Annotated in this window: 27 protein-coding genes and 1 pseudogene; 15 read left to right on the top strand and 13 right to left on the bottom strand. The window is 70.1% G+C overall.

Features of this window, described 5'->3' with window-relative positions; genetic code table 11:
• The first annotated feature begins 125 nt into the window (after nt 1–125).
• From ABTY20_RS17285 to ABTY20_RS17270, 4 genes are all read left to right on the top strand, one after another.
• Nucleotides 126–602 carry a DUF2267 domain-containing protein gene (locus ABTY20_RS17285; protein WP_351997849.1) on the top strand — a complete coding sequence of 159 codons (477 nt, stop codon included), beginning with the start codon at nt 126–128 and terminating at the stop codon, nt 600–602.
• A 165-nt stretch (nt 603–767) separates the two neighbouring features.
• On the top strand, nt 768–1,142 hold the full coding sequence (locus ABTY20_RS17280; protein ID WP_351997848.1) for a VOC family protein: 375 nt from the start codon (nt 768–770) through the stop codon (nt 1,140–1,142).
• Nucleotides 1,143–1,200: 58 nt separating this feature from the next.
• Entirely contained in the window at nt 1,201–1,785 is a 585-nt protein-coding gene (locus ABTY20_RS17275) for a sugar O-acetyltransferase (RefSeq protein WP_351997847.1), read from the top strand.
• A gap of 10 nt (nt 1,786–1,795) precedes the next feature.
• Nucleotides 1,796–2,341 carry a TetR/AcrR family transcriptional regulator gene (locus ABTY20_RS17270; RefSeq protein ID WP_351997846.1) on the top strand — a complete coding sequence of 182 codons (546 nt, stop codon included), beginning with the start codon at nt 1,796–1,798 and terminating at the stop codon, nt 2,339–2,341.
• A 19-nt stretch (nt 2,342–2,360) separates the two neighbouring features.
• Here the strand turns inward: ABTY20_RS17270 and ABTY20_RS17265 are convergent, their stop codons facing one another.
• Nucleotides 2,361–2,984 carry a hypothetical protein gene (locus ABTY20_RS17265; RefSeq protein ID WP_351997845.1) on the bottom strand — a complete coding sequence of 208 codons (624 nt, stop codon included), beginning with the start codon at nt 2,982–2,984 and terminating at the stop codon, nt 2,361–2,363.
• A gap of 623 nt (nt 2,985–3,607) precedes the next feature.
• On the opposite strand from ABTY20_RS17265, the gene ABTY20_RS17260 reads away from it, so the two are divergent.
• From ABTY20_RS17260 to ABTY20_RS17250, 3 genes are all read left to right on the top strand, one after another.
• On the top strand, nt 3,608–7,033 hold the full coding sequence (locus tag ABTY20_RS17260; RefSeq protein WP_351997844.1) for an RHS repeat-associated core domain-containing protein: 3,426 nt from the start codon (nt 3,608–3,610) through the stop codon (nt 7,031–7,033).
• An 18-nt stretch (nt 7,034–7,051) separates the two neighbouring features.
• A complete protein-coding gene (locus ABTY20_RS17255; RefSeq protein WP_351997843.1) occupies nt 7,052–7,180 on the top strand; it encodes a hypothetical protein in 129 nt (42 codons plus the stop codon).
• Between the two features lie 71 nt (nt 7,181–7,251).
• Nucleotides 7,252–7,440, top strand: coding sequence for a hypothetical protein (locus tag ABTY20_RS17250; protein WP_351997842.1), 189 nt, complete (start codon nt 7,252–7,254; stop codon nt 7,438–7,440).
• 82 nt (nt 7,441–7,522) lie between these two features.
• Here the strand turns inward: ABTY20_RS17250 and ABTY20_RS17245 are convergent, their stop codons facing one another.
• Together ABTY20_RS17245 and ABTY20_RS17240 are read right to left on the bottom strand one after the other, a co-directional pair.
• Nucleotides 7,523–7,900 carry a nuclear transport factor 2 family protein gene (locus ABTY20_RS17245; protein ID WP_351997841.1) on the bottom strand — a complete coding sequence of 126 codons (378 nt, stop codon included), beginning with the start codon at nt 7,898–7,900 and terminating at the stop codon, nt 7,523–7,525.
• Nucleotides 7,901–8,152: 252 nt separating this feature from the next.
• Nucleotides 8,153–8,599: a hypothetical protein gene (locus ABTY20_RS17240; protein ID WP_351997840.1), complete on the bottom strand. Its 447-nt coding sequence runs from the start codon at nt 8,597–8,599 to the stop codon at nt 8,153–8,155.
• Between the two features lie 365 nt (nt 8,600–8,964).
• Between ABTY20_RS17240 and ABTY20_RS17235 the strand changes: the two genes are divergently transcribed.
• The 3 genes from ABTY20_RS17235 (at nt 8,965) to ABTY20_RS17225 (ending at nt 10,738) form a co-directional block, all read left to right on the top strand.
• Nucleotides 8,965–9,342, top strand: coding sequence for a hypothetical protein (locus tag ABTY20_RS17235; RefSeq protein WP_351997839.1), 378 nt, complete (start codon nt 8,965–8,967; stop codon nt 9,340–9,342).
• A gap of 427 nt (nt 9,343–9,769) precedes the next feature.
• Nucleotides 9,770–10,345, top strand: coding sequence for a DinB family protein (locus ABTY20_RS17230; RefSeq protein ID WP_351997838.1), 576 nt, complete (start codon nt 9,770–9,772; stop codon nt 10,343–10,345).
• Between the two features lie 84 nt (nt 10,346–10,429).
• Complete coding sequence (locus tag ABTY20_RS17225) at nt 10,430–10,738, top strand: hypothetical protein (protein WP_351997837.1); 309 nt, start codon at nt 10,430–10,432, stop codon at nt 10,736–10,738.
• 9 nt (nt 10,739–10,747) lie between these two features.
• Here the strand turns inward: ABTY20_RS17225 and ABTY20_RS17220 are convergent, their stop codons facing one another.
• A complete protein-coding gene (locus tag ABTY20_RS17220) occupies nt 10,748–11,776 on the bottom strand; it encodes a hypothetical protein (RefSeq protein WP_351997836.1) in 1,029 nt (342 codons plus the stop codon).
• A gap of 131 nt (nt 11,777–11,907) precedes the next feature.
• Here ABTY20_RS17220 and ABTY20_RS35370 point away from each other — a divergent pair.
• A pseudogene (locus ABTY20_RS35370) lies at nt 11,908–12,501 on the top strand (DUF7919 family protein); the annotation flags it as partial.
• Between the two features lie 150 nt (nt 12,502–12,651).
• On the opposite strand, the gene ABTY20_RS17215 reads toward ABTY20_RS35370, so the two are convergent.
• The 3 genes from ABTY20_RS17215 to ABTY20_RS17205 form a co-directional block, all read right to left on the bottom strand.
• The gene (locus ABTY20_RS17215) at nt 12,652–13,035 is read right to left on the bottom strand and encodes a peptidase inhibitor family I36 protein (protein WP_351997835.1); all 384 of its coding nucleotides are present in this window, start codon (nt 13,033–13,035) and stop codon (nt 12,652–12,654) included.
• A 384-nt stretch (nt 13,036–13,419) separates the two neighbouring features.
• Entirely contained in the window at nt 13,420–13,638 is a 219-nt protein-coding gene (locus tag ABTY20_RS17210; protein ID WP_351997834.1) for a DUF397 domain-containing protein, read from the bottom strand.
• The gene (locus ABTY20_RS17205; protein WP_351997833.1) at nt 13,639–14,484 is read right to left on the bottom strand and encodes a helix-turn-helix domain-containing protein; all 846 of its coding nucleotides are present in this window, start codon (nt 14,482–14,484) and stop codon (nt 13,639–13,641) included.
• A 216-nt stretch (nt 14,485–14,700) separates the two neighbouring features.
• Here ABTY20_RS17205 and ABTY20_RS17200 point away from each other — a divergent pair, with 216 nt between their 5' ends.
• Nucleotides 14,701–15,327 carry an ATP-binding protein gene (locus ABTY20_RS17200; RefSeq protein ID WP_351997832.1) on the top strand — a complete coding sequence of 209 codons (627 nt, stop codon included), beginning with the start codon at nt 14,701–14,703 and terminating at the stop codon, nt 15,325–15,327.
• A gap of 58 nt (nt 15,328–15,385) precedes the next feature.
• Entirely contained in the window at nt 15,386–16,321 is a 936-nt protein-coding gene (locus tag ABTY20_RS17195) for a transposase family protein (RefSeq protein ID WP_351997831.1), read from the top strand.
• Nucleotides 16,322–16,478: 157 nt separating this feature from the next.
• Here the strand turns inward: ABTY20_RS17195 and ABTY20_RS17190 are convergent, their stop codons facing one another.
• The 4 genes from ABTY20_RS17190 to ABTY20_RS17175 all read right to left on the bottom strand — a co-directional run bounded on the left by ABTY20_RS17190 (nt 16,479) and on the right by ABTY20_RS17175 (nt 20,393).
• Nucleotides 16,479–17,336, bottom strand: a complete 858-nt coding sequence (locus tag ABTY20_RS17190) for a DUF6551 family protein (protein ID WP_351997830.1) — start codon at nt 17,334–17,336, stop codon at nt 16,479–16,481.
• 336 nt (nt 17,337–17,672) lie between these two features.
• On the bottom strand, nt 17,673–18,050 hold the full coding sequence (locus ABTY20_RS17185; RefSeq protein ID WP_351997829.1) for a very short patch repair endonuclease: 378 nt from the start codon (nt 18,048–18,050) through the stop codon (nt 17,673–17,675).
• Between the two features lie 215 nt (nt 18,051–18,265).
• Nucleotides 18,266–18,574: a hypothetical protein gene (locus ABTY20_RS17180; RefSeq protein ID WP_351997828.1), complete on the bottom strand. Its 309-nt coding sequence runs from the start codon at nt 18,572–18,574 to the stop codon at nt 18,266–18,268.
• Nucleotides 18,575–19,478: 904 nt separating this feature from the next.
• Nucleotides 19,479–20,393: an alpha/beta hydrolase gene (locus ABTY20_RS17175; RefSeq protein ID WP_351997827.1), complete on the bottom strand. Its 915-nt coding sequence runs from the start codon at nt 20,391–20,393 to the stop codon at nt 19,479–19,481.
• Between the two features lie 107 nt (nt 20,394–20,500).
• Between ABTY20_RS17175 and ABTY20_RS17170 the strand changes: the two genes are divergently transcribed.
• Complete coding sequence (locus ABTY20_RS17170; protein WP_351997826.1) at nt 20,501–20,947, top strand: MarR family winged helix-turn-helix transcriptional regulator; 447 nt, start codon at nt 20,501–20,503, stop codon at nt 20,945–20,947.
• Nucleotides 20,948–21,378: 431 nt separating this feature from the next.
• On the opposite strand, the gene ABTY20_RS17165 is transcribed toward ABTY20_RS17170, so the two are convergent.
• Nucleotides 21,379–21,705 (bottom strand): hypothetical protein, encoded by a 327-nt coding sequence (locus tag ABTY20_RS17165; protein WP_351997825.1) that lies wholly within the window; start codon nt 21,703–21,705, stop codon nt 21,379–21,381.
• Nucleotides 21,706–22,219: 514 nt separating this feature from the next.
• On the opposite strand from ABTY20_RS17165, the gene ABTY20_RS17160 reads away from it, so the two are divergent.
• Entirely contained in the window at nt 22,220–23,056 is an 837-nt protein-coding gene (locus ABTY20_RS17160) for an MBL fold metallo-hydrolase (protein ID WP_351997824.1), read from the top strand.
• 24 nt (nt 23,057–23,080) lie between these two features.
• Here the strand turns inward: ABTY20_RS17160 and ABTY20_RS17155 are convergent, their stop codons facing one another.
• Nucleotides 23,081–24,097: an SEC-C domain-containing protein gene (locus ABTY20_RS17155; RefSeq protein ID WP_351997823.1), complete on the bottom strand. Its 1,017-nt coding sequence runs from the start codon at nt 24,095–24,097 to the stop codon at nt 23,081–23,083.
• Between the last annotated feature and the right edge of the window lie 103 nt (nt 24,098–24,200).

Raw genomic sequence — 24,200 nt, 5'->3', positions numbered from 1 at the left:
ACGGTCCGCGGGACGCGCCCCCACGCACATCCGGCCCGGCGGGCGGCACATGCCCGGGAAGAACCGGGGCACTGGAGAACCGGAGACCGGGGCACTGGAGAACCGGAGAAGGAGAGAAGCACCGGATGACCACGCTGACACCGCAGAAGCCCGCGACCTCGAAGCCGGCCGGGGGCATCCCGGCCCCGGCCGCCGCGCCCCGGGACGACAGCTGGCACCAACTGATCGACGCCGTCAGGGAGTCGGGCCAGTACCCGACGCGGTCGGAGGCGGAGAGCGTCACCCGGATCGTCCTCTCCGCCCTCGGCGGTCACGTCGTCGGCGACGAACGCGTCGACCTGGCCCGCGCCCTGCCCGAGGAGGCGGCGAGAGTGGTCGCCTCGCAGATCCCGGTGACCCGCGGCCTGACCGCCGCGGAGTTCGTGGACTCGGTGGCCGCCCGCATCGAGGGCGCGACCCCGGCGACCGCCCGCTGGGACGTCAGCTCGGTCCTGAGCGTCCTGCCCGGCCTGGTCGGCGACGCCCTGGTGACCCGCCTCCTGGCCCAGCTGCCGCCGGGCTACGCCCTGCTCTTCGGCCGGGCGGAGCTGTCCCCGGCGTGACGGCCGGGCGGCGTCCGCCCCCTCCCGCCCGCGCCCCGGCCCCGGACCCGCGTCCGGGGCCGGGGCGTGTCCGGAACCCCGTCACCGCCCGCCAAATGGTTCGACGCCGTCCCTCCCCGTGCGCCATCCTGCGAGCCGGAAACCGCACCCCGTCCCGGAGGACCGTTGAACCCCGTCATCCGCCACGTCACCTTCGACTGCACCGGCGACCCCTACGACCTCGCCACCTTCTGGAGCGCGATGCTGGGCAACCCGCTCGCCGACGACGACAAGCCCGGCGACCCGGAGGCCCTGATCGCGGACCCGTCCGGCGGGCCCGGCCTGCTCTTCGTGCGCGTGCCGGAGGGCAAGACCGTCAAGAACCGCCTCCACTTCGACCTCAGGCCGACCGGCCGCACCCGCGCGCAGGAGGTGGCCCGCGCCATCGGGCTCGGCGCCCGCCAACTGGCCGACCACACCCGCCCCGACGGCGGGGGCTGGGTCACCCTGCTCGACCCCGAGGGCAACGAGTTCTGCATCGAGCGCGGCGACCTGGACTGACCCGGCCGCACGACGACCGAAGTGTACGATCGTACGCTCAAGGGGTACGATCGCGGGCATGTCGACGGACGACCACTTCGCGGACGACCCGCGCACCCACCTCGAGCGCATGCTCGCGGGGGACCTGTACATCGCCGACGATCCGGAGATCGCCCGCCGCCAGCAGCACGCGATGCGACTCGCGGCCCGCTACCAGGCCCTCTACCCCGAGAACCCCGCCGAGGCGAGGCCGATCCTGACCGAGCTCCTCGCCTCGGTGGGCGAAGGCGCCGAGGTGCGCCCGCCGCTGTACGTCGACTACGGCAGCAACATCAGCATCGGCGCCCGCACCTTCGTCAACTACCACCTGACCGCCCTGGACGTCGCCCGGATCACCATCGGCGAGGACTGCCAGATCGGCCCGAACGTCCAGCTCCTCACCCCCACCCACCCCGTGGAGCCACGGCTCCGCCGCGACAAGCTCGAGGCCGCGCTGCCCATCACCATCGGCGACAACGTCTGGCTCGGCGGCGGCGTGATCGTCTGTCCCGGCGTCACCATCGGCGACAACTCCGTCATCGGCGCCGGCGCGGTGGTCACCAAGGACGTCCCCGCGAACGTCGTGGCCGTCGGCAACCCGGCCCGCCCGGTCCGCACGATCTGACCCCGCCCGCATGGCCACCGGACACACCGACCCCCACCGCCGCGCACGCATCCTCGCGGCGACGCTCGACCTGATCGCCGAGGAGGGCGTCGCCGGCGTCTCCCACCGCAAGATCGCCGCACGGGCCCGGGTCCCCCTGGGCTCGATGACGTACCACTTCACCGGCATCGACGACCTGCTGCTCCAGGCCTTCACCGGCTACGCCGACCACGTGGTGGGCGTCTTCGAGCAGCACCTCGGCGGCGCCGTCACCGCCGACGAGGCCCGCGAGGCGGTCACCGACCTGATCCACACCCTCTCCGAGGGCACCCGCCGCGACCTGATCCTCACCCAGGAGCTCTACACCCTGGCCGCCCGCCACGAGCCCTACCGCGCCCTGTGCGCCCGCTGGATGCGCCGCAGCCGCACCCTCCTGGAGCAGCACTTCCCTCCGCCCACGGCCCGCCGACTGGACGCGCTCATCGAGGGCCTGACCCTCCACCGCGCCCTGGACGACACCCCCTCCGACCGCGCCCTGACCCGCGAGGCGGTCGCCCGCATCACCGCCGCACCCTGATCCGCGGTGCGGGCCGGCTTCAGTTCAGCATGTTCCAGATGACCGCCGAACGGGCCTCGGAGATCAGGTCGTCGAGGACCGAGCCGCCGTCGCCACCGCCCGAGGGATCCGGTGTCCGCTGTTCCGGCGTCTCCGGCGTGAGGTACCACAAGGGAGCGCCGCCGGGGAGGGCGGCGACGGCCGGGAAGCGCAGGTCACCGGCGAACCACAGCACCCCCCGGCCGTCGGCCATCCCGAGCCGGACGTCGGTGGGGACGGCTCCCCGGAAGGACGCCGCGACGCTCCTGTCCGGGGCCAGCAGCACGACGCGGCGCTCGGACGACTTCCCCGGGACCTCCTCCAGCCGGCACGGCCACACCTGCCAGCGGTTGCCCTCCAGGATGCGCACCACCCGTTTCGGGCCCAGCCTCGTCATCCCCGCCCAGGCGGCCACGAGGACGACGGCGGCCGGAACGGCGAGGAAGGGAAGGAGCTCCGTCCCGAACACCGCGCCGAGGACCAGGACCTGGAGGAGCACGAACGAGGCCGCCCAGAGGACCCCGCGGCGTGCGGCTCTCCTGACCTGCTCCAGCTGCGCCCGCACCCCGGGCGCGTCCACCGCGGGGTGCGGTGACACCTGGTACCCGTACTCCTCGGCAAGCATCCGTCCCCCGGTACGTCGACCGTGCCCCACGCGTCGGCCGCATGCTAGGGCAGCCGTCGGCGCACCCGCCAGACGGATCCGTGCCGGACCGGCGGCCACCCGCACGGCGTGTGCCACGCCCCGGCCCCGATCCGGACCGAGGGGCCGCCCACCCGCCGGCACGGCGAGCGGCCCCTCGGACCCTTCCGACGCGTCGAGCCGGCCGCCGCGGCCCCCCGCGGTCGCCCGCCCGGGGCGGTGACGCGGGACTCCTCCACCCGGCGCCCCGGACATCCGGCGCCCCGGACACCCGGCGCCCCGGCCGCGTCGGCCCTGGTCCGGGCGGTCCGGAACCTCCGCCCGCAGGTGCCGTTCCCGGCCCGCAGCCGGAAGGAACAGCTCGACGGATTTCGGCCAAGGTGCCTCCCGCCGCCCATGACGGAACCACTCGTTCCGCCCGTTCGGCGCGGCGCTCGAGACCGTGAAGCCCGATTTGTTCCGCTGAAGCGGCGGGGCTGATTCCGGCCCGCATGCACAAGTCGTTCGGGGGGACGCCGCGCCGATGTGTGCGCTTCTTGTGACAACTTGTGTGCCGCCGGTGATCACTGGGGTCACTGGTTCTGACTTCCTGTGGGGGGAAGCTGATGCACTCGCGTGCCGTGGGTACGCCGTTCCGGCGTGCCCGGAGAACCTCGCGTCAGGGGCTCGTAGCGGCCCTGGCGGCGCTGGCCCTGATCGCTCCGGCCACACCGGTGTTCGCCGCGCCGGCACCCGGGCCGGCGGATCCGGGGCCGACGTCGGCGTGGGGCAGGAAGACCGACTTCGACGTGCCGCCGGTGAAGGTGGGCGAGACCAAGCCGGTCCCCGGTGAGGCCGAGGCCGAGCCGACGAAGGAGCAGGCCGCGTGGCGGGCGGAACAGAAGGAGCGCGCCCGCACCGGTGAGACCCCGAAGCCGGCGGCCTCGTCCCGGTCGGCGGCGGCCGACGCCGCGACGACGGTCTACGTCCCCGAGGACCAGGGCGCGGTGCCCTGGCACCAGATCTCGGACTTCCGGATCACCGACTCCCTGGTGGCGAGGATCAACCTCTCCACCGGCAACCTGATGCTCGCCGCCACCGACTTCGAGATCGCCGGCGTGGGCCAGAAACTCCGCCTGGCGCGGACGTACAACTCCTTCGACGCCCCCTGGGGCAAGGTGTCCCAGCGCTGGTGGCAGGAGTACGAGCGCTACCTCCGGTTCTTCTCCGGCGAGGTCATCCTCTACGACTCCACCGGCGCCACCGTCAGCTTCACGGAGAACGCCGACGGCACCTTCACCACGCCCAAGGGCTACTCCAAGGACCTGAGGAAGAACGCGGACGGCACCTACACGCTGACCGACCGCAAGTCGGGCTCCAAGGACACCTACGACGAGTACGGCACCCTGACCGAGGTCACCGACAAGAACCACGGCGTCATCAGGGTCGACCAGCACGACGAGGGCTCGGAGCACAAGGGCTTCAAGATCACCGAGACCCGCTCCGGCCGCTGGATCGACCTGGTCAAGACCTACGGCGACCAGTGGCAGGCCAAGGACCACACCGGCCGCACCGCCGTCTTCGACCTCAACGCGGCCGGCGATCTGGCGAAGACCACCGACACCGAGGGCAAGTCCACCGTCTTCGGTTACGACTCCTCCCGCCGCCTGACGAAGATCACCACCCCGGAAGGCCGGGTCACGGTCTTCACCTACGACGACGACAACCGCGTGCGCTCCATGCTGCGCGCCACCGAGTTCGACGCGGCGGCGGGGCACACCGGGCCGACGTACACCTACGCCTACTCGAACGCCGACCCGTCGGCGGCCGGCACGACGACGGTCACCGACCCGGAGCAGCACGCGACGAAGTACGAGCACAACGCCGACGGCGGCGTCACCAAGGTCACCGACGCGCTGAACCACACGCGCAAGCGGACGTTCGACGCCAACCACAACATCGACACCGCCGAGGACGCCATGGGCGTGGGCGGAGGCGCGGGCAACGTCACCGCCTACGGCTGGGACTCCCGCAACAACCCCACCTCCGCCCGGCTGCCCACCGGCGCGACCGCGACGCTGACCGGGTACCAGACCATCGCCGGCGCGGACCTGCCCGGGACCTTCACCAGCGCCGACGGGGAGAAGACCGACTACACCTACGACACCGCGGGCAACACCAAGTCCGTCGCGGTGACGGGTACCGGCGGCGGCAAGCGGACCTTCGACTACAACCCGGCCACCCCGACCTGTGACGGTTTCGAGGGCCAGGTCTGCAAGGTCACCACGACCATGTCGGCCACCAGGTCGGTGTCCACGTCGTTCGACTACGACGCCAAGGGCAACCTGTCCAAGGTCGACCCGCCCGCCCCGCTGGGCGACACCACCTACACCTACGACGCGCTCGGCCGCCCGGAGACGGTCACCGACGGCCGCGGCGTCAAGACCGTCTACACGTACGACAACCGTGACCGCATCGTCGAGGTGTCCTCCACCAACGACACGGTGCGCTACCACTACGACGGCGACGGCAACCTGCGTCAGCGCGACGACGGCACCGGGGTCACGAAGTACGCGTTCGACCCGCTGTCCAGGGAGACGGTCCGCACGCTGCAGAACGGCTCGCAGACCAGGATCACCTACACCCCGGCCGGCAACATCGACACCTACCAGGACCCGTCCGGCGTGACGGACTACACCTGGAACGAGGTCAACAAGCTCACCGCGCTGAAGGACCCCACCGGCAGGACCACCACGTACGAGTACAACGCCAACGACTTCCGCACCACGACCACCTACCCCGGCGGCACCGTCCAGGAGGTCACCCCGGACGGGTCCAGCCGCCCGGAGAGGATCAAGGCGACCTCGCCCCGGGGCACCCTGGTCGACCTCACCTACTCGTACGCCGCCGCGGGCACGGACGGCGCCAGGATCCGCACCCGCACCGACGCGGTCACCGGCCTGAGGACCACCTACACCTACGACGGCGCCGGCCGCTTCTCCTACGCCAAGGAGGAGAAGGGCACCACGCTGAACTCCTCCTGGCAGTACTGCTACGACCAGGCCGGCAACCTCACCTCCCAGGGCGTGGAACAGGGATGCCCGCGCGGCACCACCTACACCGTCAACGACGCCCAGCAGATCACCGCCAAGAACGGCAGCAGCACCAACTGGTCCTACGACCCGATCGGCAACGAGACCGCCGGGGCCTCCACCCCCGAGGGCACCCGCACCGGTGAAGTCTGGTCCGACTACAGCCAGATGACGTCGATCACGGTCGGCGGCAGGACCTACGCCGGCCAGTACGGCTCGACCGACCAGAGCGAGCGCATCAAGCTGGGCGACACCTTCTTCCACAACGGCCCGCTCGGCCTGTCCGCCAAGACCACCGCCGGCGTGGACATGGGATTCAACCGGGAACCCGGGGGCACGTTGAACTCCATGACGACCGGGGGCAAGTCGTACTACTACCTCACCGACGCGATCGGCTCCGTCGTCGCGCTCGCCGACGAGACCGGCACCAAGGTCAACACCTACGCCTACAGCCCCCGCGGCGTCGAGCGGAGCACCACCACCGAGAAGGTCCCCCAGCCGTACCGGTTCGCCGGCGGCTACCAGGACCCGACCGGCCTGTACCACTTCTCCGCCCGCTACTACGACCCGAACATCGGCCGCTTCACCAGCCCCGACCCCTCCGGCCAGGAGAAGAACCCCTACCTCTACGCCGAGGGCGACCCCGTCAACCGCATCGACCCCCAGGGCCTGCTCTCGTTCGACATCGGCGGCGAGGCCTGCTTCTGGGTCTGCGGCGGCGCCGGTGTGAGCATCAACGAGGACGGCAGCCTCCACCCCTACGTCAGTGCCGGGGTCGGCACCCCCGGCGGCAGCGTCGACGCGAGTCTCGCGTCGGGATCGGCCGACCAGGGATGGACCGGCGAGGTGGCCTGCGGCTTCGGTCCGTTCGACGTGTCGGTGGCCACCGACGGCAGTGAGGGCGTGGGCACGGGCGGCAGCACCGGCAAGTGCTCGGGTACCGCCAAGTACACCTTCTGACCCCTTGGGAGGCCACGCATGCTCGATCTGATCCACCTCGCCAACGACCGGCCCGACGGACCGTCGTGGTCTCCTTACCTGGCCATCGGCATGTTCGTCGCAGCCATGGTCTTCGTCGGCGTCATGTACGCCAAGCGGCGTCGCTGACCGGCCGAACACACGGGTGGGGGCCTCCCCTTCGGGGAGGCCCCCACCACCGACAGTCAGGAGATGCCGACATGACCATCGTCGTGGGTGTTCTCATCGCCTCGTTCGGGCTGGCCCTGGCCCTCGTGGGCCCGCGCGTGGCGAACACGCTCGGCGGACGGGCCGGCGGCCGGTTCGAGACGTCGAACGCGCTCGCCTTCCGTCTGATCGGGACGGCCCTGGTGGTCCTGGGACTGCTCTACGCCACGAGGGGCGGATGAGAGCGGGACGGGCGGACACCCCGGCCGTCCGCACGGGGCGACGACCGCGTCCCGGGCGGAGGCGGGCCGGGCGGAGGACGGCTCAGGAGGGGGAGGGCCCGATCTCCCCCGCGAAGACGATGACCTGGTCGATGAGGCTCCGCCGCAGGTGGACGACGTCCGTTCCGGCCAGGCGGGGGCCCCCGTCCGGAGTGGTGAAGACCCACTGGTACCGGGCCCACTCGTCCGGCATGTCCACCGCCGAGCAGCGCACCATCGTGCCGGTCCCCGCCGGGTGGCGCCGGATGTCCAGCACGAACCGTTCGACCGCCTCGATCCCCTCGCTGCGCCCCAACGGCCCCCAGAAGACGACGTCCGAGGTCAAGGCCTGGGAGAGCAGCCCCGTCACATAGCTGTCGTCCGAGGCGTTGAACGCGGAGATGAACGTGTCGATCGCGGACTGCGCGGTCTCTTCATGCATGCGCCAGTCATACCAGCCCGTCCGCGGCGAAGTCCGCCCCACGGCCCGCCTTCCGGACACGTCGGACCATCCCGGTCACGGCACGGGCCCCGCCCTCCTGAGCCGAGTTCAAGGACGCGTGGCGACGCGGATCAGGTCGGCGACCGCACGAAGGCGGCTGCGGCCCCGCCCCTTCGCCGAGGACGAAGGCGGTTCACCGCGGCCGACGCACAGGATCCGGTGCCGGTGACGTCGTCCCGGGGCCCGGCCTCCTCAGCGGCGGAGGACCCGGCGCACCACCGTGAGGGCCCCCGTCCCGAGGGCGAGCGCGCACAGGGCCAGCCCCGTGAAGACCACCGGATTCACCCAGCCCGGCACCAACTCGGTGCCCCGGCCGTCCGGGGTGACGCACCGCACGCTGACCGGCGGCGTCTCCCGCGTCACGATGCGGTCGCCCGGCGCGCCGCGCCCCGCGCACAACTGGTCCGGATCCAGGACGTAGAAGCCCGACATCACGCCCCACGCGTGCGCGCCGAGCGCCGCCGCACCGGCCAGGACCGCCACCAGCACGCACGTCGTGACCCCGGGCCGGCGCCAGCCGCTCCCCGGCAGCCCGGCACGGGCCCGCCGGACGAGCTCCACGGCGGCGCCCAGGACCACGAACGGCGCCAGGAACGGCGCGAGGACCAGAAGGAGGTACAGAACGCTCTCCCTGCTCAACCGGACAGCACCCGGACAGGATCGGTTTCCCCGGTCAAGGTACGCGGACGCGGACACGGGCCCCCCGGGCGGACGGACTTCCGGCCCTGCGCCGACCGCCCGCCCGAATCCGCAACCCCGCCTGCCGACGGGTGCTGCCGCAACGCCCCGACGACGGGCCCCTGATGCGCGAGGCCGCCGGGCGCCCGTGGCCCCACGGCCCGGACCGGGACGACGCCGCGGCGGAGCCGACGAGACGGGCGGACGCCGGGGCGGCATGACGCGCGGCGGCTTCGCACCGGCCGAGGAAGGCCGAAAAGTAGTGCTTGACGATTCAACATACTTGTTGTGATCATGCGCGTGACCCCCTGAGATCGGAGCCCCTCATGCGTCTGAAGTCCCTGGCTCTCGCGGCGGTACCCGCGGCCTTCCTCGGTGTCATGGCCTCCGCGCCCAGTGCGTCGGCGTGGTCCCCCGGGAACTGTCAGACGGGCACGTTCTGCGTCTGGCCCGAGTTCTGGTACGGCGACACGGACATGCCGCCGTCGCTGGTGACCGAGGGCGAATGGTCGGGCAGTGCTCCCGGCCACATCTTCTACAACAGGACGTCCCGGGACGTCACGATGACGTACGTCGTCGTCGGACACGAGGAGCAGGGGCCCGGGACGGCGTGCGTCTCCAGCAACAACGGCAGCTACTTCACGATGCCCATGTACGTCACGGACATCGCCTGGCGCGAGGACGACGGCAGTCCTTGTTGGTGACCGCGCCGTGTCCGATGCTCATGAGAAGTGAGGGCACCCGGCTGCCGGCCGCAGCCGCGCCACTCGGATGGCGCGGTCCGGGCGGACGGACTCCCCCCAGCACGTGCACTGAGCTGCCGCCAACTTGAAGTCGCAGGTCAAAAGACTGGTGTGACCGGTCCCCGGGGTGCTCGCGGTGGCCGGGGGCGGCTGCCTGCGGTGTAGGTCGTTTGTCAGCGTGGCTGTGTTGGTCCCTGCGCAGAGTTTCTCGACGGGCTGAGGAGAACAGTTGTTGATCAACCAACTCGCGACTATCAGGGGAAATGGCAGCATGCATTCGGCTTGATGGACTTGAACTCCGCGGAGGCGAGGCGGGGCGGTCGGCCTCCGGCGGGCCCGGGTGCGATATTCAGTGGTGGACGAAGTCGATGAGCATCACGATGCGACCATGGACTCACGCAAGCACAACAACGAAGTAGCGGTGACTCGGTGGACACCTGCCACCATCTACCCCGACATGTGGGTCGATCCGGATGACGACCCGCGCGAGACCAAAGCCGAGACGGTCGACGAACGCGGCACGCTGCTGGAAAGCCTGCGCCACTTCCGGCTCACCATCGAGATGAAGTGTGTGGGCCTGGACGCCGAACAAATGGCCCGGCGCTCCGTACCGCCGTCCACGATGTCCCTGCTCGGGCTGGTGCGGCACATGGCCGAGGACGAAAGGCACTTCCGCCGGCTGGCCGGCGAGGACTCGCCCAGGATCTACCGCACCGTTGAAGACCGTGACGGGGACTGGAACGGGGCGATCGCCGACCCCGCGATCGTGGAGGACGCCTGGCGGCAGTGGCGGGCCGAGAGCGAGGTGACCGACCGTTTCATCGCCCGGTTCGCCGACCTCGGCACGCAGACCGGGGAGGCGACACTTCGCGAGATCCTGGTCATGCAGATCACCGAGTACGCGCGGCACTGCGGCCACGCCGACCTCCTGCGCGAGCGGATCGACGGCAGAGTAGGCCAATGATCAACGGCGCTGTGGAAGGTGTGGCGGGAACTGTCCGTCCGGTTCCTGCCTTCTGCGGTCGGACGGCCTCCTACGATCTGGTGCATGCTGGATCCCGAGCTGCTGGAACGGACCACCGCGCGGCGCGCGGAACTGGACGAACCCGAAGAACAGCCAGCCAGACAGCCGGCGGAAGCGCGGTCCGAGCGGGACGAACCCGCTGTTGCCGAACGTGTCCTTGAACGGATGACCGGGCAGCTCGCCGAGGAGCGCGCCTCCGCCGGGCCGACGCCCGGGCAGGTGGGCGGCCGGACGGTGATGCTCGCGCCCACAACCAGCACGAATACCCCGAGGACCGAGCACACCAGCCCTTTGACCTGGCCCTTCAAGTTGGCGGCAGCTCACTGGTCATGACCGAGCGGCCTACTGGACGCTCCAGCGGTGCGGATGAGCGGGTTGCTCGGGGCAGGCGAAGATGTTGAGTTCGCCCCAGCGGCCCACGGTGACCCCGGTCGGCGTAGCGGACCGGTGGGTGGGGAGGTCCCGTTCCTCCAGTGGTCTCCAGCTGCCGCTGCCGCCGTCCCATTCCGAGCTGTCGACGGTCAGCAGCAGGTGCATCGGTGCCGAGCAGGTCCGGCAGTTCACGGGGGACGGGTCGGTGGTGTGCCAGGAGGCGAAACCGCCGACGCGCCAGCCCGGTGGAATGGACAGGTCGTACTGGTAACCGACCACCGCCGTGGCGTCCTCGCCCGCCGACTCCGCGGCCTCCTCCAGCGCTTCTTCCCAGGCGTCGATCCGGTCGCACAGGTCCTCCGGGAGGAGGCCGGCGAACGGGTAGGTGACCACTTGCTCCGGGTGCAGCACACACGGTTCGGGCACGTACCCCTCGAAACCGACGACGTGAGGCCGCGGTGGTGAGGTCAGCACCTCGGTGACCTCCCACGACCGGCGCCAGCGCAGGTCCAGCAGCATCCCGTGGCGGGTCGGGCCGTGCGCGTCGAAGGGGCACCAGAACACCTGGAGCAGATCACAGCCCTCCGGCCCGGCCGGCAGGTCGGGGACGTCTCTCCGGTAGAGCTGCGCGAGGCCGATCAGGGGGAGGGGAGCGGTCGCGGCGACCTCTTGGACGTGGTGTTCCTGGCTCAGCTGCTCCAGCAGCTGCCGTTCCTCCTGCGTGAGACCGGAGTTCGGTTCACGGAGCCGTACGGAAGCCAGGATCTGCCGCTGCCGGCGGATGTCCGCCGGGCGACGGCCGCGTACGTGGTCGTGGGGCTCGGTGCATACCGGCCAGGGGTCGTTCGTCGGCCACAGCAGCGGACCGCCCACGGAGCTGTCCGCCACGTCCGGTCGGCCCGGACGCGGATGGAGCCGGGTGGTGGTGCCCCGGTAGGCCGACAGCTCCGGGAACAGCGCCTCGACATCGAGCGGGCGCGGCGGTGTGGTCCTCGACATGCAGGTGACCCTAGACAGCCGCAGGCCGCCGTGACCCGGCACCCCTGAGGGCAACCGCTGCACCTCCGTGCTGTCGGAAACCGAGGACCTTTCGATTCGCACGCGGGCGCCGACCGCCTCCCCAGACCGGTGTGCGACTGCTGCCCGTGCGTCCTCGTGGACGAAGCCAGGGGGCGGGAATCCCATCGAGGAACGACTCCGAGGAGGAGGCGGCCGGCCGTCATGGCCGTCCCGACGAGCCTGGACCCGAGCCCCCGGGGAGGCGGCTCCGGCTGCTCCCGAACCGGCGAGCAGCGCACCCGCCTTCCCGCGTACCGCCGGGCGGCGCGGGCGATGATGGGCGGGTGTTCCACGAGGACCTCAGCGCGTACGACCACCTGGACGACGACACCTTCACGGACCTGGAGTCCGGCTTCTACGGGCTCTGGTACCGCCCCGCGTACACCCGTCTGAACGTCGGCTGGCTGGAGGCCGGCAAGCCGTACGCGACGGGGTCGGTCCCCGACGGGTTCGTGGAGAAGCTGAAGGCCGTCCAGCGGGTCCAGTGGATGAACGTCTGCCTGGGCGTGCACGAGTGCGACCTGTGCCCGGCGGGGGACGAGCCGGCCCCGGAGGGCAACGGGGAGCTCCGCATCCCGGGCGACCCCGGCACCGCCTACGCCGCCCCGTTCCTCGTCACGCACTACGTCACCGCCCACGGCTACCGCCCGCCGCAGGCCTTCATCGAGGCCGTCCTCGCGGTCGACACCGACGCGTGGGGCTCCGTGCGGTGGCCGGCGCATGCGCCCACGGTGTCTCACGGGACGTCGCCTGGCCGCATCCCGCCGTCCTCCCGCGAAGCGCGGGCGGACGGCGGGTTCGGTCAACCGGCCGGTTCAGCCTCCGCACTGATTGATCGAGAAGCTGGACACCGCGTTGTCGTAGAGGAACATAAGTTCCTGTGTCGCACCCGGCGCGATGGGGAAGAAGATGCCGTTGTAGCCGGCATCGGTCCAGATGCAGAGTTCATCGCCACTGCGGTTCCACACCGAGCTGGCCCGGTCGTTCCACACTGAGCCGATGTAGGGGGTGTTCACCGGATAGAGCTGCACGATGTCCCCGGTGAGGTTGTGGCCGTCGAAGAAGCAGACCATACCTTCCCGACAGCTGCTCACGATCCCTTCCTTGGCGGGGTTGGCCGATGCGGCTCCCGGAGCCGCCAGTACGGCGGTGGAGGCGAGGACTGCTCCCAATACCGCGGTCTTGACTGTCAGCTTCATGCCTGCCTCTTTCCCGTTGCTGCCTGTGGAAGCGCGGCCACGGTCGCCGCGTCCAGCTGTCATTCCTCGGAGGAATCCGGTCGTAAGACCGTCACCGCGCGCATGCGGTTCACAGGGATGAGGTAGATCACAGTCTCCGGAAGAGGTGGGCCATGGCGTTCTCGCGGCCCGCCGATCGTTTCGGCCCGGCCCCGCAGACGCCAGCACGTCACCCCACTGCAGCCGACCTGGATACCGCCGACGCCGCGGCGGACGAGGAGGGAGCAGCGGGGCGACATGTTCCACAGATCATCCGACACTCGCAGAGGTCTGTTGTCGGCCCCGCCCACAGCCAAGCCCTACACCAAGCTCATTCTGAACTGATCAGTAAGTGACCCGGGGTTGTCACGTGAGCGCGGCCGGTTGCTCCTGCCTCAATCCACCTACGAAGCTCTCCCATGCACCAGCGCCGACAGCAACAACAGAGCCGTCCGCGTCCTTGGAGTCACGTATGAGCACCCCGTGCGTGACGTACGCGCACTCCACGCATTCGGTTGTGTTCGCGCCGCTGTAAGACGACTTGAACCAGACCAGCCCATGAGGGGCGGGAGAACGGGCGGGCATCTACAGCTCCTTGCGTGCGCGATGGATCAAGGCGGAGGAAGCCTCCATGTCCAACGCTTGTGCGCGAAGGTACTCGAACGCAAGTCTGTATCGCTCCAACTCCTCGTCCTTCTCCAGGAAGAGGGAGCCGGTGTGGAAGTCGACGTAGACCACGTCAAGGGCTGACTCCGTACCGCCGATGATCACAAAGCTGCCAAGAGCGGCACCATGGGCCCCGTTGGAGAAGGGCAGCACTTGCAGTGTGATGTGCGGTGACTCGTTGACTTCGAGGAGCCGCCCGAGCTGTTCCTTCATGATCTCTGGCGAGCCCACGACCCGGCGGATCACGGACTCGTCGAGGATGGCCCACAGCCGGAACGGCTTCGGCCGGGTGAGGATCTCCTGGCGCTTCATGCGGATGTCCACCAACCGCTCGATCTCGGCTGGTTCCAGGGGGATCTCGTTGGCCTTCTGCAGAGCGGTGCTGTAGGCGCGGGTCTGGAGAAGGCCGGGGACGTAGACGCATGAGAAGTGGTCCTCGCGTACAGCCTCGTCCTCAAGGGTGAGCAGGAGGTTCATGCTCTCCGGGATGGAGTCGGCGAACGAGCTCCACCACCCCTGCTGCTTGGCGTCCTTCGCCAGGCGCACCACGGCTTCCCGCTCGGCGTCCGTGGCTCCGTACTCACGGCACAGGGCGTCCACGACGATCCACTTCACCGGTCCCGCCTGCGTCTCGTACCGGCTGACCGTCGCCTTCGATACGCCGACCAGTCCGCCGGCCTCCTCCAGGGTCAGCCCTTTGCGGGCGCGCAACTTGCGCAGCATCGAACCGAGTTGGCGACGGCGTGTGGTGGTCCGCACGGACATGGAACTCCTCAAGCGCTCACCCGGGCAGGCGCTCGGGGTGTGAACAGGCTAGGTAGCGCGGCAGCCGGCTCACTATGCGGTTCACTCGATCGAGGCTCGTGAGAAGTTACATGGGGAGACTTCTCTGTGTCATTCTCGGTGACGGACCGCTACGCATTGCAGCCGTTCGGACACGGCGGGCGCAGCACGTGCGTGGCACGGGAGGGAGAACCGCTTATGCCCGGGACCGACACCAAGGACCGTCAGCGCCGCTGTGTCCTGCCCTTCGAGGCGCTGCCGGCGGAAGTGCGTCTGCTGCGGCGGGCCGCCGCCATACAGCTCTACCAATGGGGCGTGCCGACCGCCAGCGATGCGACGCAGCTCGTGGTGACCGAGCTGGCGACGAACGTCATCAAGCACGTGGGCGAAGGCTCGCCGGCGACCCTGATCCTGGAGTGGAAGCGCGAGCGTCTGCGCGTCGAGATGCACGACAAGAGCAGCTCGCTGCCCTCGCTGCGCACCGCCGATTGCGACGCGGAGTGCGGCCGCGGCCTGCACATGCTCGCCGCCATGGCCGTGGACTGGGGGACCGCCGTCACGGCGCTGGGTAAAGCCGTGTGGTGCGAGATCGAGCTGGGCTCGGAGGCCGTGTGTCTGCGCATGGAACGGGCCATCGACGCGCTGGAGAGCTACCGGGAGCGCGGCGGGTCCGTCCTGCACGGACGGTGCGAAGCGGTCCTGGAGGAGTCAGCGGTCGAGCTGATCGCCGACCTGCTGCACTGGACGTCCGCGCGGGGCCTGGACCCGGACGACGTGCTGGACCGGGCGCAGATGCACTACGAGGCCGAGGCTGATGCGGCCTAACGAGCTCGTGCACGGTAGACGATGAGGCGTCGATCTTCTGATCGTCGATCATGGTCGTGTGGTGGGGAACGCATCTCGTGCAGCGATCATCAGCGACCGGAGGATCACGGGCCTGTCGGCCGACGTGATCGCCGAACTCGTGGCTGAACTGGGCCCGTTGTGGCATGAACGGCACCAGGCCAAGCTTGCGTCCCGGCTGCGGAAGCGCGCTGTGGGCGCGGGTGCGAAGCACCGGTTGGTGTTCGTCGACCGGCTCCTGGCCACGCTCGTGCACCTCCGACATGCGACCACGCACGACGTGCTCGCCTGCTGGTTCGGGGTCGACCGCTCCACCATCACCCGCGCAATCGGCGAGGTACGACCACTGCTCGCCGAGCGAGGGTGCACCGTCAGCCCGGGTCTGCGGCTGCGGACCCTGGCCGAGGTCATCGACCACCTCGGTGCCGACGGGAAGACCGGGATCATCGACGGCACCGAGATCCGGGTCCGCCGGCCGGCCGCCGGGCGCAAGGACCGGGACAGGTTCATCTCCGGCAAGAACAAGCAGAACGCCGTCAAGACCATGGTCATCACGGACGGCGACGGGCGGGTGCTGTTCTGCAGCCCGACCAGGCCCGGAAGCTGCGCGGACATCACTCACGCCCGCCAGCTCGGGCTGGTCAAGCTCCTGGCCGACGGACCCGCGGTGGAGATCCTCGCCGACGCCGGCTACCAGGGCCTGGGCGCGCAGACCGGCGGCCGGGTGATCACACCACCACACCGCAAGTTCAAGAAGAACGCCCCCGACTGGTACGAGGAGATGCACGAGCGCCAGCGCAAGGCGCACTCCTCGAGGCGGATCCGCGTCGAGCACGGTATTGCTCACTTGAAGAACTGGCGTGCTTTGACTCGCCACCTCGGCCGCCGCGAGCACATGAGTCACACCGTCCAGGCCATCGCTGGCCTGCTGTCCCACCAGCAGACCGCGGACCTGGCCTCGGCACGGCAGATGTGAACGCCGAGCCCCGCCGCGATTCTCGACGCCTCACCGCCTACCGTGCACGAGCTCGTAAACGTTGTCCCGTAGATCACTCATGGGACAACACTCTAGTGGAAGCGGGCGCGGTGCCTCGCGCCGCAGTAAGTGGGGCGAGGCACCGCGAGCTTCGGAGTTATTCGAAGATGTTCGGGACGGGGATGCGGTTGACGCGACGGTTAGCGTTCCAAGCGGAGGCGACCGCCAAGTGAGCCGCCTTAAGGCGTCCCTTGGTGCCGTCGTGGCGGGTGTTGTTGTTGGTAGCGATGGTCTGGATCTTGGCCCTGAAGGAAGTGGGATCACCCTGGCGCTTGAGCTTCTGCGCCAATTCCTGTGGGTTCACCACATCGGAGTGCTTGGACATCACCGTGGCGATGCCTCCGATAGTGACGGAGTGCCAGGTGTCGGGGGTGCGGCCCCAGGCGTCCTCGGCAATGGTGAGTGACAGGTCCAGGATTCCGGGGCCATGCTCCATGACAACGCTAAGGATCCCCTTGATGCCGCGCACGCCGTTGACACTGCTGCTACCAACCTTGAGTTGGTGCTTCTCCAGGACGGTGTTGGTGTCCTGGAAGAGGGGGTGCCCAGCCAGCACGCCGATCCTGAACTCGTCATTCGGGCCGACCTTCGAAGACTCCTTGTTCTTGATGATGAACAGCGACGCTTCATTGGCCATCGAGAGGCCGGAGTGGACCTCGCAGGTGATGGCCTGGACAGCCTCGCGAACCTCCTCAGAGGCCGAGACCTTGCCAGTCAGGATGAGCTGGCATGCATAGACGCGGTGCATGCCGTCCACCGCGTACAGGTCGTCATCACGCTGCGAGAGGATCGGCGTTCCGAGAGCAGTGGGGACCAGCTTCTCGGCGATGGCCGCCGCACGAGCCTTGTTGAGGTTGCGCTGCGCGCGGGGGTCGAACTTGATGATCCTCGGGTCCACCTTGATGTACTCGATCGAGTGGTCCGGGATGTCATAGCTGTAGTCCTTGCTGGGCAAGGTGTCTCCTTTTGTGTCAGCACCCCAGTGGGGGTGACGGCGACACATGTCAGCTCCCGAATGCGGGAGACGGCGACTGGGCGGTGATCACACTATCGGACAACTGGGTCACCTAGGAGGGAAGTTAACGAATTGAGGTACGTGACCCTGAGGTGAGGATCTAGCAGTGTCAAGTCCACCCCAGGATCGCCCGCCATGAGCCGTCCGATGAACTTTTGGCCTCTTCCAGAGCCTTACGTCCCGCGCCCTTCCCGGCTACCGCGTACGTCTCTGGCGCGGAGGGCCGCCGGCGGCATGTTGATCTTCGGCGGGAGCAACTCGAAGAACTCCCTTTCGTCATCCCAGACGCCGTTCTACGGCCGCCTTCACCCGAGAAGCCACCTCTTCCGGATCCTCATGCTCCCAGAACCGCAACACCGTCCATCCCGCCGCGGTCAGATGTTCCGTCGTCTCTAGGTCGCGAGCCATGTTGCGGTCCAGCTTCCTGCGCCACCACTCAGCGTTGGACTTCGGGTGCGTGGCGTGCTGGGGGCACCCGTGCCAGAAGCACCCGTCAATCAGGACGGCCACCTTGGCACGGGTGAACGCCACATCGATACGACGCCGCGCCATGCCCGGCACGGGGTACTCCACGCGATAGCGCAGCCCGGCCGCGTGCAGCAACCGCCGTACGGCCAGCTCGGCCCCCGTGTTCTTGCTCGCCTGCCTGCTCATGCGGGCCGAGACGCTGGGAGAGGAAGGGGTCATGCTGTTCACTGTCGTCAGGCCTCACGCACGTGCGTCGTCACGGTCGATGATCGCAGTTTCCGCCCTGGTCGAGTCGATCGTACGGAACCGCACCAAGGGACGATCGTCCCGCGACGTCCTGCCTGTGTGCGAGCGCGAATCCTGAGAGAACAGCGTCGTCCCAACGCCCATGGCGGGTGTCGTCACCGCTTGCCCGGCGTGTGCTCCACCAGAGCTCCTCCCAGCTGTCGGGCGGCTTTCTGCCCTGTGGCGGTGTCGCAGAACTGGATCGTCCAGTTGCCGGCGGTGACGAGGTGGTGGGGCGTGTAGTCGTCGCTGAGGAGCAGCCGGAGGTGGTCGTCGCGGGCTGCGGCACTGGCATGGAGGCTCAGCCCGGCGTCACGTCCGTCGCCTGATGCGTCGCAGGGACGCGTCTCGACCGCCTTCGTGCTGCACGACAACTCGCCCGAGGACTTCTTCCGTTGGGTGTAGCCGACGGACTCGTCCAACACGTCGGCGAGGGCGTCGGCGCTCTCGTACCTGGGCGTCTTGGGGATGGAGGGCAGATAGCACAGGGGGGGAGGACGACCGCGTCGACGGCCTCGGCGATCTCCTGGGAATAGGCGGGTGTGCCGTTCGGTAGGGCGCGGATGGAACAATTGCCAGCTGCTACCAGGGTGTTGCCGCTGGTACGCCAACTGGCGATCGAGTCCCCGACCTCGTTCCGGCTGAACTCCTCGGGATCCAGCACCTGGATCTCGTTCTCCACCCACGCGCCGTCGATCCGGGCCTTGCAGTCCATACCGCCGGCCCTGCGCCGCAGCACCGCGCAGTCGACGCCTCCCTGCTTCAGCGCCGTGACCACCTCGTCCGCCGTCCGGTACTCGGGTGTCTCGGGGACGTTGTCAGGCATGGGTGTGAGCTGCTCGGGCTCGGGGCGTCGAAGGCGTCGCATGCGGTGAGCAGCACCGCCAGGAGGCACACAAGCAACGGCCGCGCGGTCCTGTTCATGGTGATCAGTGAGCTCCTGGCGATGTGGGGGCCGGACCGGGGTTCGGTGACGGTGTTCCCTGCCGGGGCTCACCGGTACCGGTCCCTGCGGTCTGACTGGTGCTATGGAGCGGTTCGAGGGATGTGCGGTGTCTCGCTGAAGTCTGTGACTCAAGTCGCTGGACGGCTTTCATGCCTTCCTCGTCCGATCACCCCGGAAGGATAGAACCGCGCCGAACCGTCCGAAGCATCCCGAGTCACAGGAATCCCTGTCCGCGGAAGGATTTCCCTGGCCGGCACCTTCCGCGATCCGCCGAGTCGGGCCGGTGGAAGATCGCGCGGGCACGGGAAGGGAATCGCGATGTCGGCGGCGCCGCCCGCAGGAGCGCCGCCGCCGACATCACCTGGAGGCCGTCGGGACCGGATTCAGTGGACCGGTTCGGGACGGTCGGCGGCCAGGTGGGCGGTGAGGAAGCGGGCGGCGCGGTCGAGTGCGGCGTCCGCCTCGTCGAGGCGACCGTAGTGGTGCTGGAAGACGTGGGGGAGGCCGGGGCCGACCTCGAGCGTGACCTCCACGTCGTCGGCGCCCGCGCGGGCGGCCAGCCGGACCGCGTCGTCGAGCAGTATCTCGTTCGCCCCGACCTGCACCAGGAGCGGGGGCAGTCCGGTGAGGTCGGCGAAGACCGGGCTGGCCAGGGGGTGCGCCCGGTCGCCCGCGCCGACGTAGAGATCGGCGTAGGCGCGCACGTCGTCCGCGGTGAAGATGGGGTCGGCGTCCTCCTTGGACCGGATGCTCTCCCCGGCGAGGGTGAGGTCGGTCCAGGGGGAGAGGACGACCACGGCGGCCGGTTGCGGCAGTCCGGCCTCCCGGGCCGCGAGCAGCGTGGCGATGCTCAGGCCGCCACCGGCGGAGTCGCCGGCCAGGACGAGGTCCCGCGGGTCGGTACCCGCCGCCAGCAGCTCGCGGTAGGCCGCGAGCCCGTCGTCGACGGCCGCGGGGAAGGGGTGCTCGGGCGCCAGCCGGTAGTCCACCGACAGTGCTCGCAGCCCGGCGCGGCGGGCCAGTTCACCGACCAGTCCCGCGTGGGTGTCCGGTGAGCCGATGACGTAGCCGCCGCCGTGCAGGTAGAGCAGCCGTCCGCGGCCGGAGGCTCCGGCCGGCTGCAGCTCCAGGGCCGGCCGTCCGCCCAGGACGGTCCTGCGGGTGACCACGTCCTCCGGCGCGGGGCGGGTGATGGCCGCGTCGAAATCGCTGCGCTGCTCCTCGGGGGTGAGCTGCTTCTCGCTGCGGGAGAGGGAACGGAGTACGACGTCCAGGGCTTTGCGCTGCTGGCGGGACATGCGGGCCTCCACGGGTCGGGTGCGAGGATGGATTCCTGGGAATCCATCTGCCCGACCCCAACAGGATTCCGAGGAAGATGATTCCCGGGAATCCATTGGAGGCTAGCGTGAGTCACATCACTTCGATCTTCGCCGACCTCGTCCGCGTCGAGACCCGGCTCTACAACGCGGTCAACGCCCGGCTGCGCGCCGAACGGGGGCTGGGGCTGGGGCAGTTCGAGTTCCTGGAGGTCATCGACCGGGTGCCGGGGTGCCGTGTGCTCGACCTCGTCGGCGAACTGGCGATCACCGTGGGGGCCGTCAGCAAGGCGGTCGACCGGCTGGTGGCCGCGGGCTGGTGCCTGCGGGTCGCGCACCCCCAGGACCGTCGCTCGTCCGTCCTGCGCCTCACCTCCGAGGGCGAGGAGCAGCTGGCCGCGTCCCGGCCCGTCGTCGAGAGCGAGCTCCTCGCGCTGACCGGGGCGGTTCCCCCCGGCGACCTGACCCGCGTCGCCTCGACCCTGGCCGCCCTCCGCGCGACCCTCGAGGCGGGCTCCCACGGCCGGCCGGGCTGAGGGGGAGGGGAGGGGGCCTCGTGTCGCGGTCCCCGGGCTCCGGTCCCCGGTGGGTTCTCCGGGGACCGGGAGGGCCGGCCGGCGGACGGGCCGTGCGTCCGCCCCGCCGCTACGGTCCTCTGCGTGATTCTTCCCGGTGTCCGCAGGCCGGCCTGTCGGTCCACGGCTGAAGCCGGTCGGTGAGGTTCCCGGTCACCTCACACGGCCCCTCCGGGCGGAACGGCGCTCGGACGCGGCGGTGTGCAAGCGCCCCTCCTGCGGGACCTCTCCACCGGCGGAACGGTGCCGCGACCTCGTTCTTCGACACGGGAACGCGGGTGGGGGTCGATAGGGTTCCGCGCCTGGGGGATGTTTCCCCTCTCGCGGCCGAGAGGGCTCTCGGCGAGCCCTCTCGTTGCGGTTCGGCAGATCGGAAAAGGACGGCGCTCCTTTTACCCCTGGAACACTTCGTAGTCCAGGTGGTAATTCGCCTCATCGGACTGGAACCACGCCCGGTGCCACCCCTGACCGAGTTCGTCCCTCCTGATCGCGTGGGCCCCCAGGTGGTCGTCTTCATCCGGCGAGTCCTGGTCGGTCAGCGAGACGATGCCCGTGGGTGAATTGGGGAAGAGCTGGAACGAATCCGTGTTCCTGTCCCTTCCGCCCTTCATCTGGCCGCTCCAGAACTCGTGGCCGTTCCACCGGAGGACGCACTCGTCCTCGCCGCTGTCCTCGGTCTCGTAGCAGTGCAGTATCGCGAAGTGCACTTGCAGTGCCATGATCACTCACTCCCTTCCCTCGTCCGCTCGTGGTTCCAGGCGGATGATGAGCTCTTTCTGTCTCGACCGCCGCCTCTGGACGCGGTGGGCGTCATTCGGCGAAACCTGCTGAATGGAGGGCGAGATCCGAAGGGGTGGGATGCCCCTGTATCTGCTTCGCTCACTCGCAGTCGAGTGGCGCCGGGAGGCATCTGGGTCACTGCCGTATCCACGTTACGCCGCTTCCGGGTGCCGGACAATGGAGAGGCACACCAAGGTTGTTGCCCCTTCAGGTGTTCCGCGTTCAATATTTCCGGCACCTGTAGGGGGGCGATTCACGAAGCTCGTATTCCGGTGTCCGCCGGCGACTCGCGCGGCGGACACCGTCTCATGACGAGTCGTCCGGCCGCGGCGAACAGGGGAACCACGGTCGCCGACGGAGCGCGAACTCGGCGAGGGGCGGGCCGCGGGTGTGGATCCGTTGCCGCTGCGCACTCGGACGCGGGGGACCCGTGAACGACGGAGGGAGTCGGCCGTGCGGCAGAATCCGCCCGAGGGCACCGCGGAGGTCCTCTTCATCGGCAACGCCACCCTGCTGATCCGCTACGGGGAGCTGACGCTGCTGACCGACCCGAACTTCCTGCACCGGGGGCAGTTCGCCCACCTCGGCTACGGGCTCCGCTCGCGCCGGCTGACCGAGCCCGCCCTGGACGTGACGGAGCTGCCCCACGCGGACCTGGACGCCGTCGTGCTGTCGCACCTGCACGGCGACCACTTCGACCGGGTGGCCCGGCGCGGGCTGGACCGGGGGCTGCCGTTCGTCACCACCCCGCACGCCGCCCGCCTGCTCAAGGGCCTGCACGGCTTCCGGCGCGCCACCGGCCTGCGCACCTGGCAGAGCCACACCCTGCGGCGCGGGGACTCCTCCGTGCGCGTCACCTCGCTGCCCGGCCGTCACGCGCCCGGCCCGCTGCGGGCCCTGCTGCCGCCCGTGATGGGCAGCCTGCTGGAGTTCGGCGACCGCTCGGGGGAGATCCGGCTGGTCCTCTACCTCTCCGGCGACACCCTGATGTACGACGGGCTGCGCGAGATCGCCGTGCGTCACCCGGACATCCACCTGGCCGTCCTGCACCTCGGCGGCACGACCCTGCCGGGCGGCCTGGTGGTCACCATGGACGCCGGGCAGGGCGCCGACCTGCTCGACCTGCTGCGCCCGCGACGGGCGCTGCCCGTGCACCACAGCGACTACACGGTCTTCCGCTCCCCGCTGGGGGACTTCCTCGCGGAGGCGGAGCGCCGGGGCCACGGGGCGCGCCTGGTGCGGTGCGCCCCGGGCGAGCGGGTGACCGTCGGCGGCCGGGCCACGGCCTGATCCGCACGCCCGTGCCCCGGGGCGTCACGCGTCGGCGCCGTGGCACTCCCCGTAGGGCCGGCCCGCACCGCACCAGCACGCCGCCGACCGCTCCGGGGGCCAGGCCACCGCACGGCCGCGGGCCGCCAGCGTCGTGGCGTACTGGGGCAGCAGCGCCGGGTCGGCGGGGGAGGCGGACTCGGAGGCGGCGAAGGCCTCGTACGACGGGACCGTGCCCGTGACGATGCCCAGGTTCCCGGTGCCGGAGACGGCCAGCTCGCGCAGGGCCGTCTCTATCGAGGCCAGGTGCTCCCCGTGCGAGGGGTACTCCCGCGCGAGCGCCGGGTACGCCGCCAGCAGCTCCGCCAGTTCACCGGCCGGCCAGTGCAGCACCGCCACCGGGAACGGGCGGGACAACGCCTCCCGGTACGCGCCCAGCTCGGCGCGCAGGCGGACGATCTCCGCCTCCAGCTCCACCGGGTTCTCCGAGCCCAGCGACCACACCCGCTTGGGGTCGTGGAGTTCGTCCAGGCCGATCGGGAGGGTGTGGACGGTGTCCGCCAGGGCGTCCCACTCGTCGTGCGCCGCGCCGAGCATCCTGCGCACCCGGTGGCGGCCGAAGAGGAGCGGATGGGCGGCGCGCGGGGGCTTCTCGACGCCGGCCAGCAGGAGGTGCACCGCCTCGGTGAACGTCTCGTGCGCCTGTTCCAGCTCGTCGTGGGCCTCCAGGGACTCCGCGACGATCACCCAGGGGGCGGGGTCGCGCGGGGCCGCCGTGCGGATGCCGGTGATGATCGCGCGGGCCTCCGCCTCGTGGCCGTACTCCCAGAGGTTGGACGCCTTGAGGGCCCGGACCAGGTACGGGTCGTCCAGCTCCTGCGAGGAGGCCAGCAGGCGGTCGTAGAGGGCGGTCGCGGCGGGGCGGTCGCCGGAGAGCTCCCGGTGGGCGGCGGCCCGCAGGAGCAGGGCCTCGGCGTCCTCGGGGTACCGGTCGGCGATCCGCTCCAGGCGGTCGGCTTCGGCGGTGTGGTCGACGTTTTCGGCAGGCGTGTCGGGGCGCATGGGGGACACCGTACTGCCGGTCGGTGACAAAGGTGAGACGGCCACGGGCCGGTACGGGGCGCGGGCCCGCCCGGCCGCCGTCGCCCCGCCGCCCCCGCGCCCC

It is taken from the genome of Streptomyces sp. NPDC126497 (assembly GCF_040302425.1).
In the GTDB taxonomy this organism is placed as follows: Bacteria; Actinomycetota; Actinomycetes; order Streptomycetales; family Streptomycetaceae; genus Streptomyces.
This window is presented reverse-complemented; position numbering and strand designations above follow the sequence as displayed.

What these genes read in the sequence shown, in the direction of transcription:
- ABTY20_RS17285 (WP_351997849.1), top strand. Translation starts at nt 126, where the DNA reads ATGACCACGCTGACACCGCAGAAGCCCGCGACCTCGAAGCCGGCCGGG.
- ABTY20_RS17275 (WP_351997847.1), top strand. Translation starts at nt 1,201, where the DNA reads ATGTCGACGGACGACCACTTCGCGGACGACCCGCGCACCCACCTCGAG.
- ABTY20_RS17270 (WP_351997846.1), top strand. Translation starts at nt 1,796, where the DNA reads ATGGCCACCGGACACACCGACCCCCACCGCCGCGCACGCATCCTCGCG.
- ABTY20_RS17265 (WP_351997845.1), bottom strand. Translation starts at nt 2,984, where the DNA reads ATGCTTGCCGAGGAGTACGGGTACCAGGTGTCACCGCACCCCGCGGTG.
- ABTY20_RS17260 (WP_351997844.1), top strand. Translation starts at nt 3,608, where the DNA reads ATGCACTCGCGTGCCGTGGGTACGCCGTTCCGGCGTGCCCGGAGAACC.
- ABTY20_RS17255 (WP_351997843.1), top strand. Translation starts at nt 7,052, where the DNA reads ATGCTCGATCTGATCCACCTCGCCAACGACCGGCCCGACGGACCGTCG.
- ABTY20_RS17250 (WP_351997842.1), top strand. Translation starts at nt 7,252, where the DNA reads ATGACCATCGTCGTGGGTGTTCTCATCGCCTCGTTCGGGCTGGCCCTG.
- ABTY20_RS17245 (WP_351997841.1), bottom strand. Translation starts at nt 7,900, where the DNA reads ATGCATGAAGAGACCGCGCAGTCCGCGATCGACACGTTCATCTCCGCG.
- ABTY20_RS17235 (WP_351997839.1), top strand. Translation starts at nt 8,965, where the DNA reads ATGCGTCTGAAGTCCCTGGCTCTCGCGGCGGTACCCGCGGCCTTCCTC.
- ABTY20_RS17230 (WP_351997838.1), top strand. Translation starts at nt 9,770, where the DNA reads ATGGACTCACGCAAGCACAACAACGAAGTAGCGGTGACTCGGTGGACA.
- ABTY20_RS17225 (WP_351997837.1), top strand. Translation starts at nt 10,430, where the DNA reads ATGCTGGATCCCGAGCTGCTGGAACGGACCACCGCGCGGCGCGCGGAA.
- ABTY20_RS17220 (WP_351997836.1), bottom strand. Translation starts at nt 11,776, where the DNA reads ATGTCGAGGACCACACCGCCGCGCCCGCTCGATGTCGAGGCGCTGTTC.
- ABTY20_RS17215 (WP_351997835.1), bottom strand. Translation starts at nt 13,035, where the DNA reads ATGAAGCTGACAGTCAAGACCGCGGTATTGGGAGCAGTCCTCGCCTCC.
- ABTY20_RS17210 (WP_351997834.1), bottom strand. Translation starts at nt 13,638, where the DNA reads ATGCCCGCCCGTTCTCCCGCCCCTCATGGGCTGGTCTGGTTCAAGTCG.
- ABTY20_RS17205 (WP_351997833.1), bottom strand. Translation starts at nt 14,484, where the DNA reads ATGTCCGTGCGGACCACCACACGCCGTCGCCAACTCGGTTCGATGCTG.
- ABTY20_RS17200 (WP_351997832.1), top strand. Translation starts at nt 14,701, where the DNA reads ATGCCCGGGACCGACACCAAGGACCGTCAGCGCCGCTGTGTCCTGCCC.
- ABTY20_RS17185 (WP_351997829.1), bottom strand. Translation starts at nt 18,050, where the DNA reads ATGAGCAGGCAGGCGAGCAAGAACACGGGGGCCGAGCTGGCCGTACGG.
- ABTY20_RS17175 (WP_351997827.1), bottom strand. Translation starts at nt 20,393, where the DNA reads ATGTCCCGCCAGCAGCGCAAAGCCCTGGACGTCGTACTCCGTTCCCTC.
- ABTY20_RS17165 (WP_351997825.1), bottom strand. Translation starts at nt 21,705, where the DNA reads ATGGCACTGCAAGTGCACTTCGCGATACTGCACTGCTACGAGACCGAG.
- ABTY20_RS17155 (WP_351997823.1), bottom strand. Translation starts at nt 24,097, where the DNA reads ATGCGCCCCGACACGCCTGCCGAAAACGTCGACCACACCGCCGAAGCC.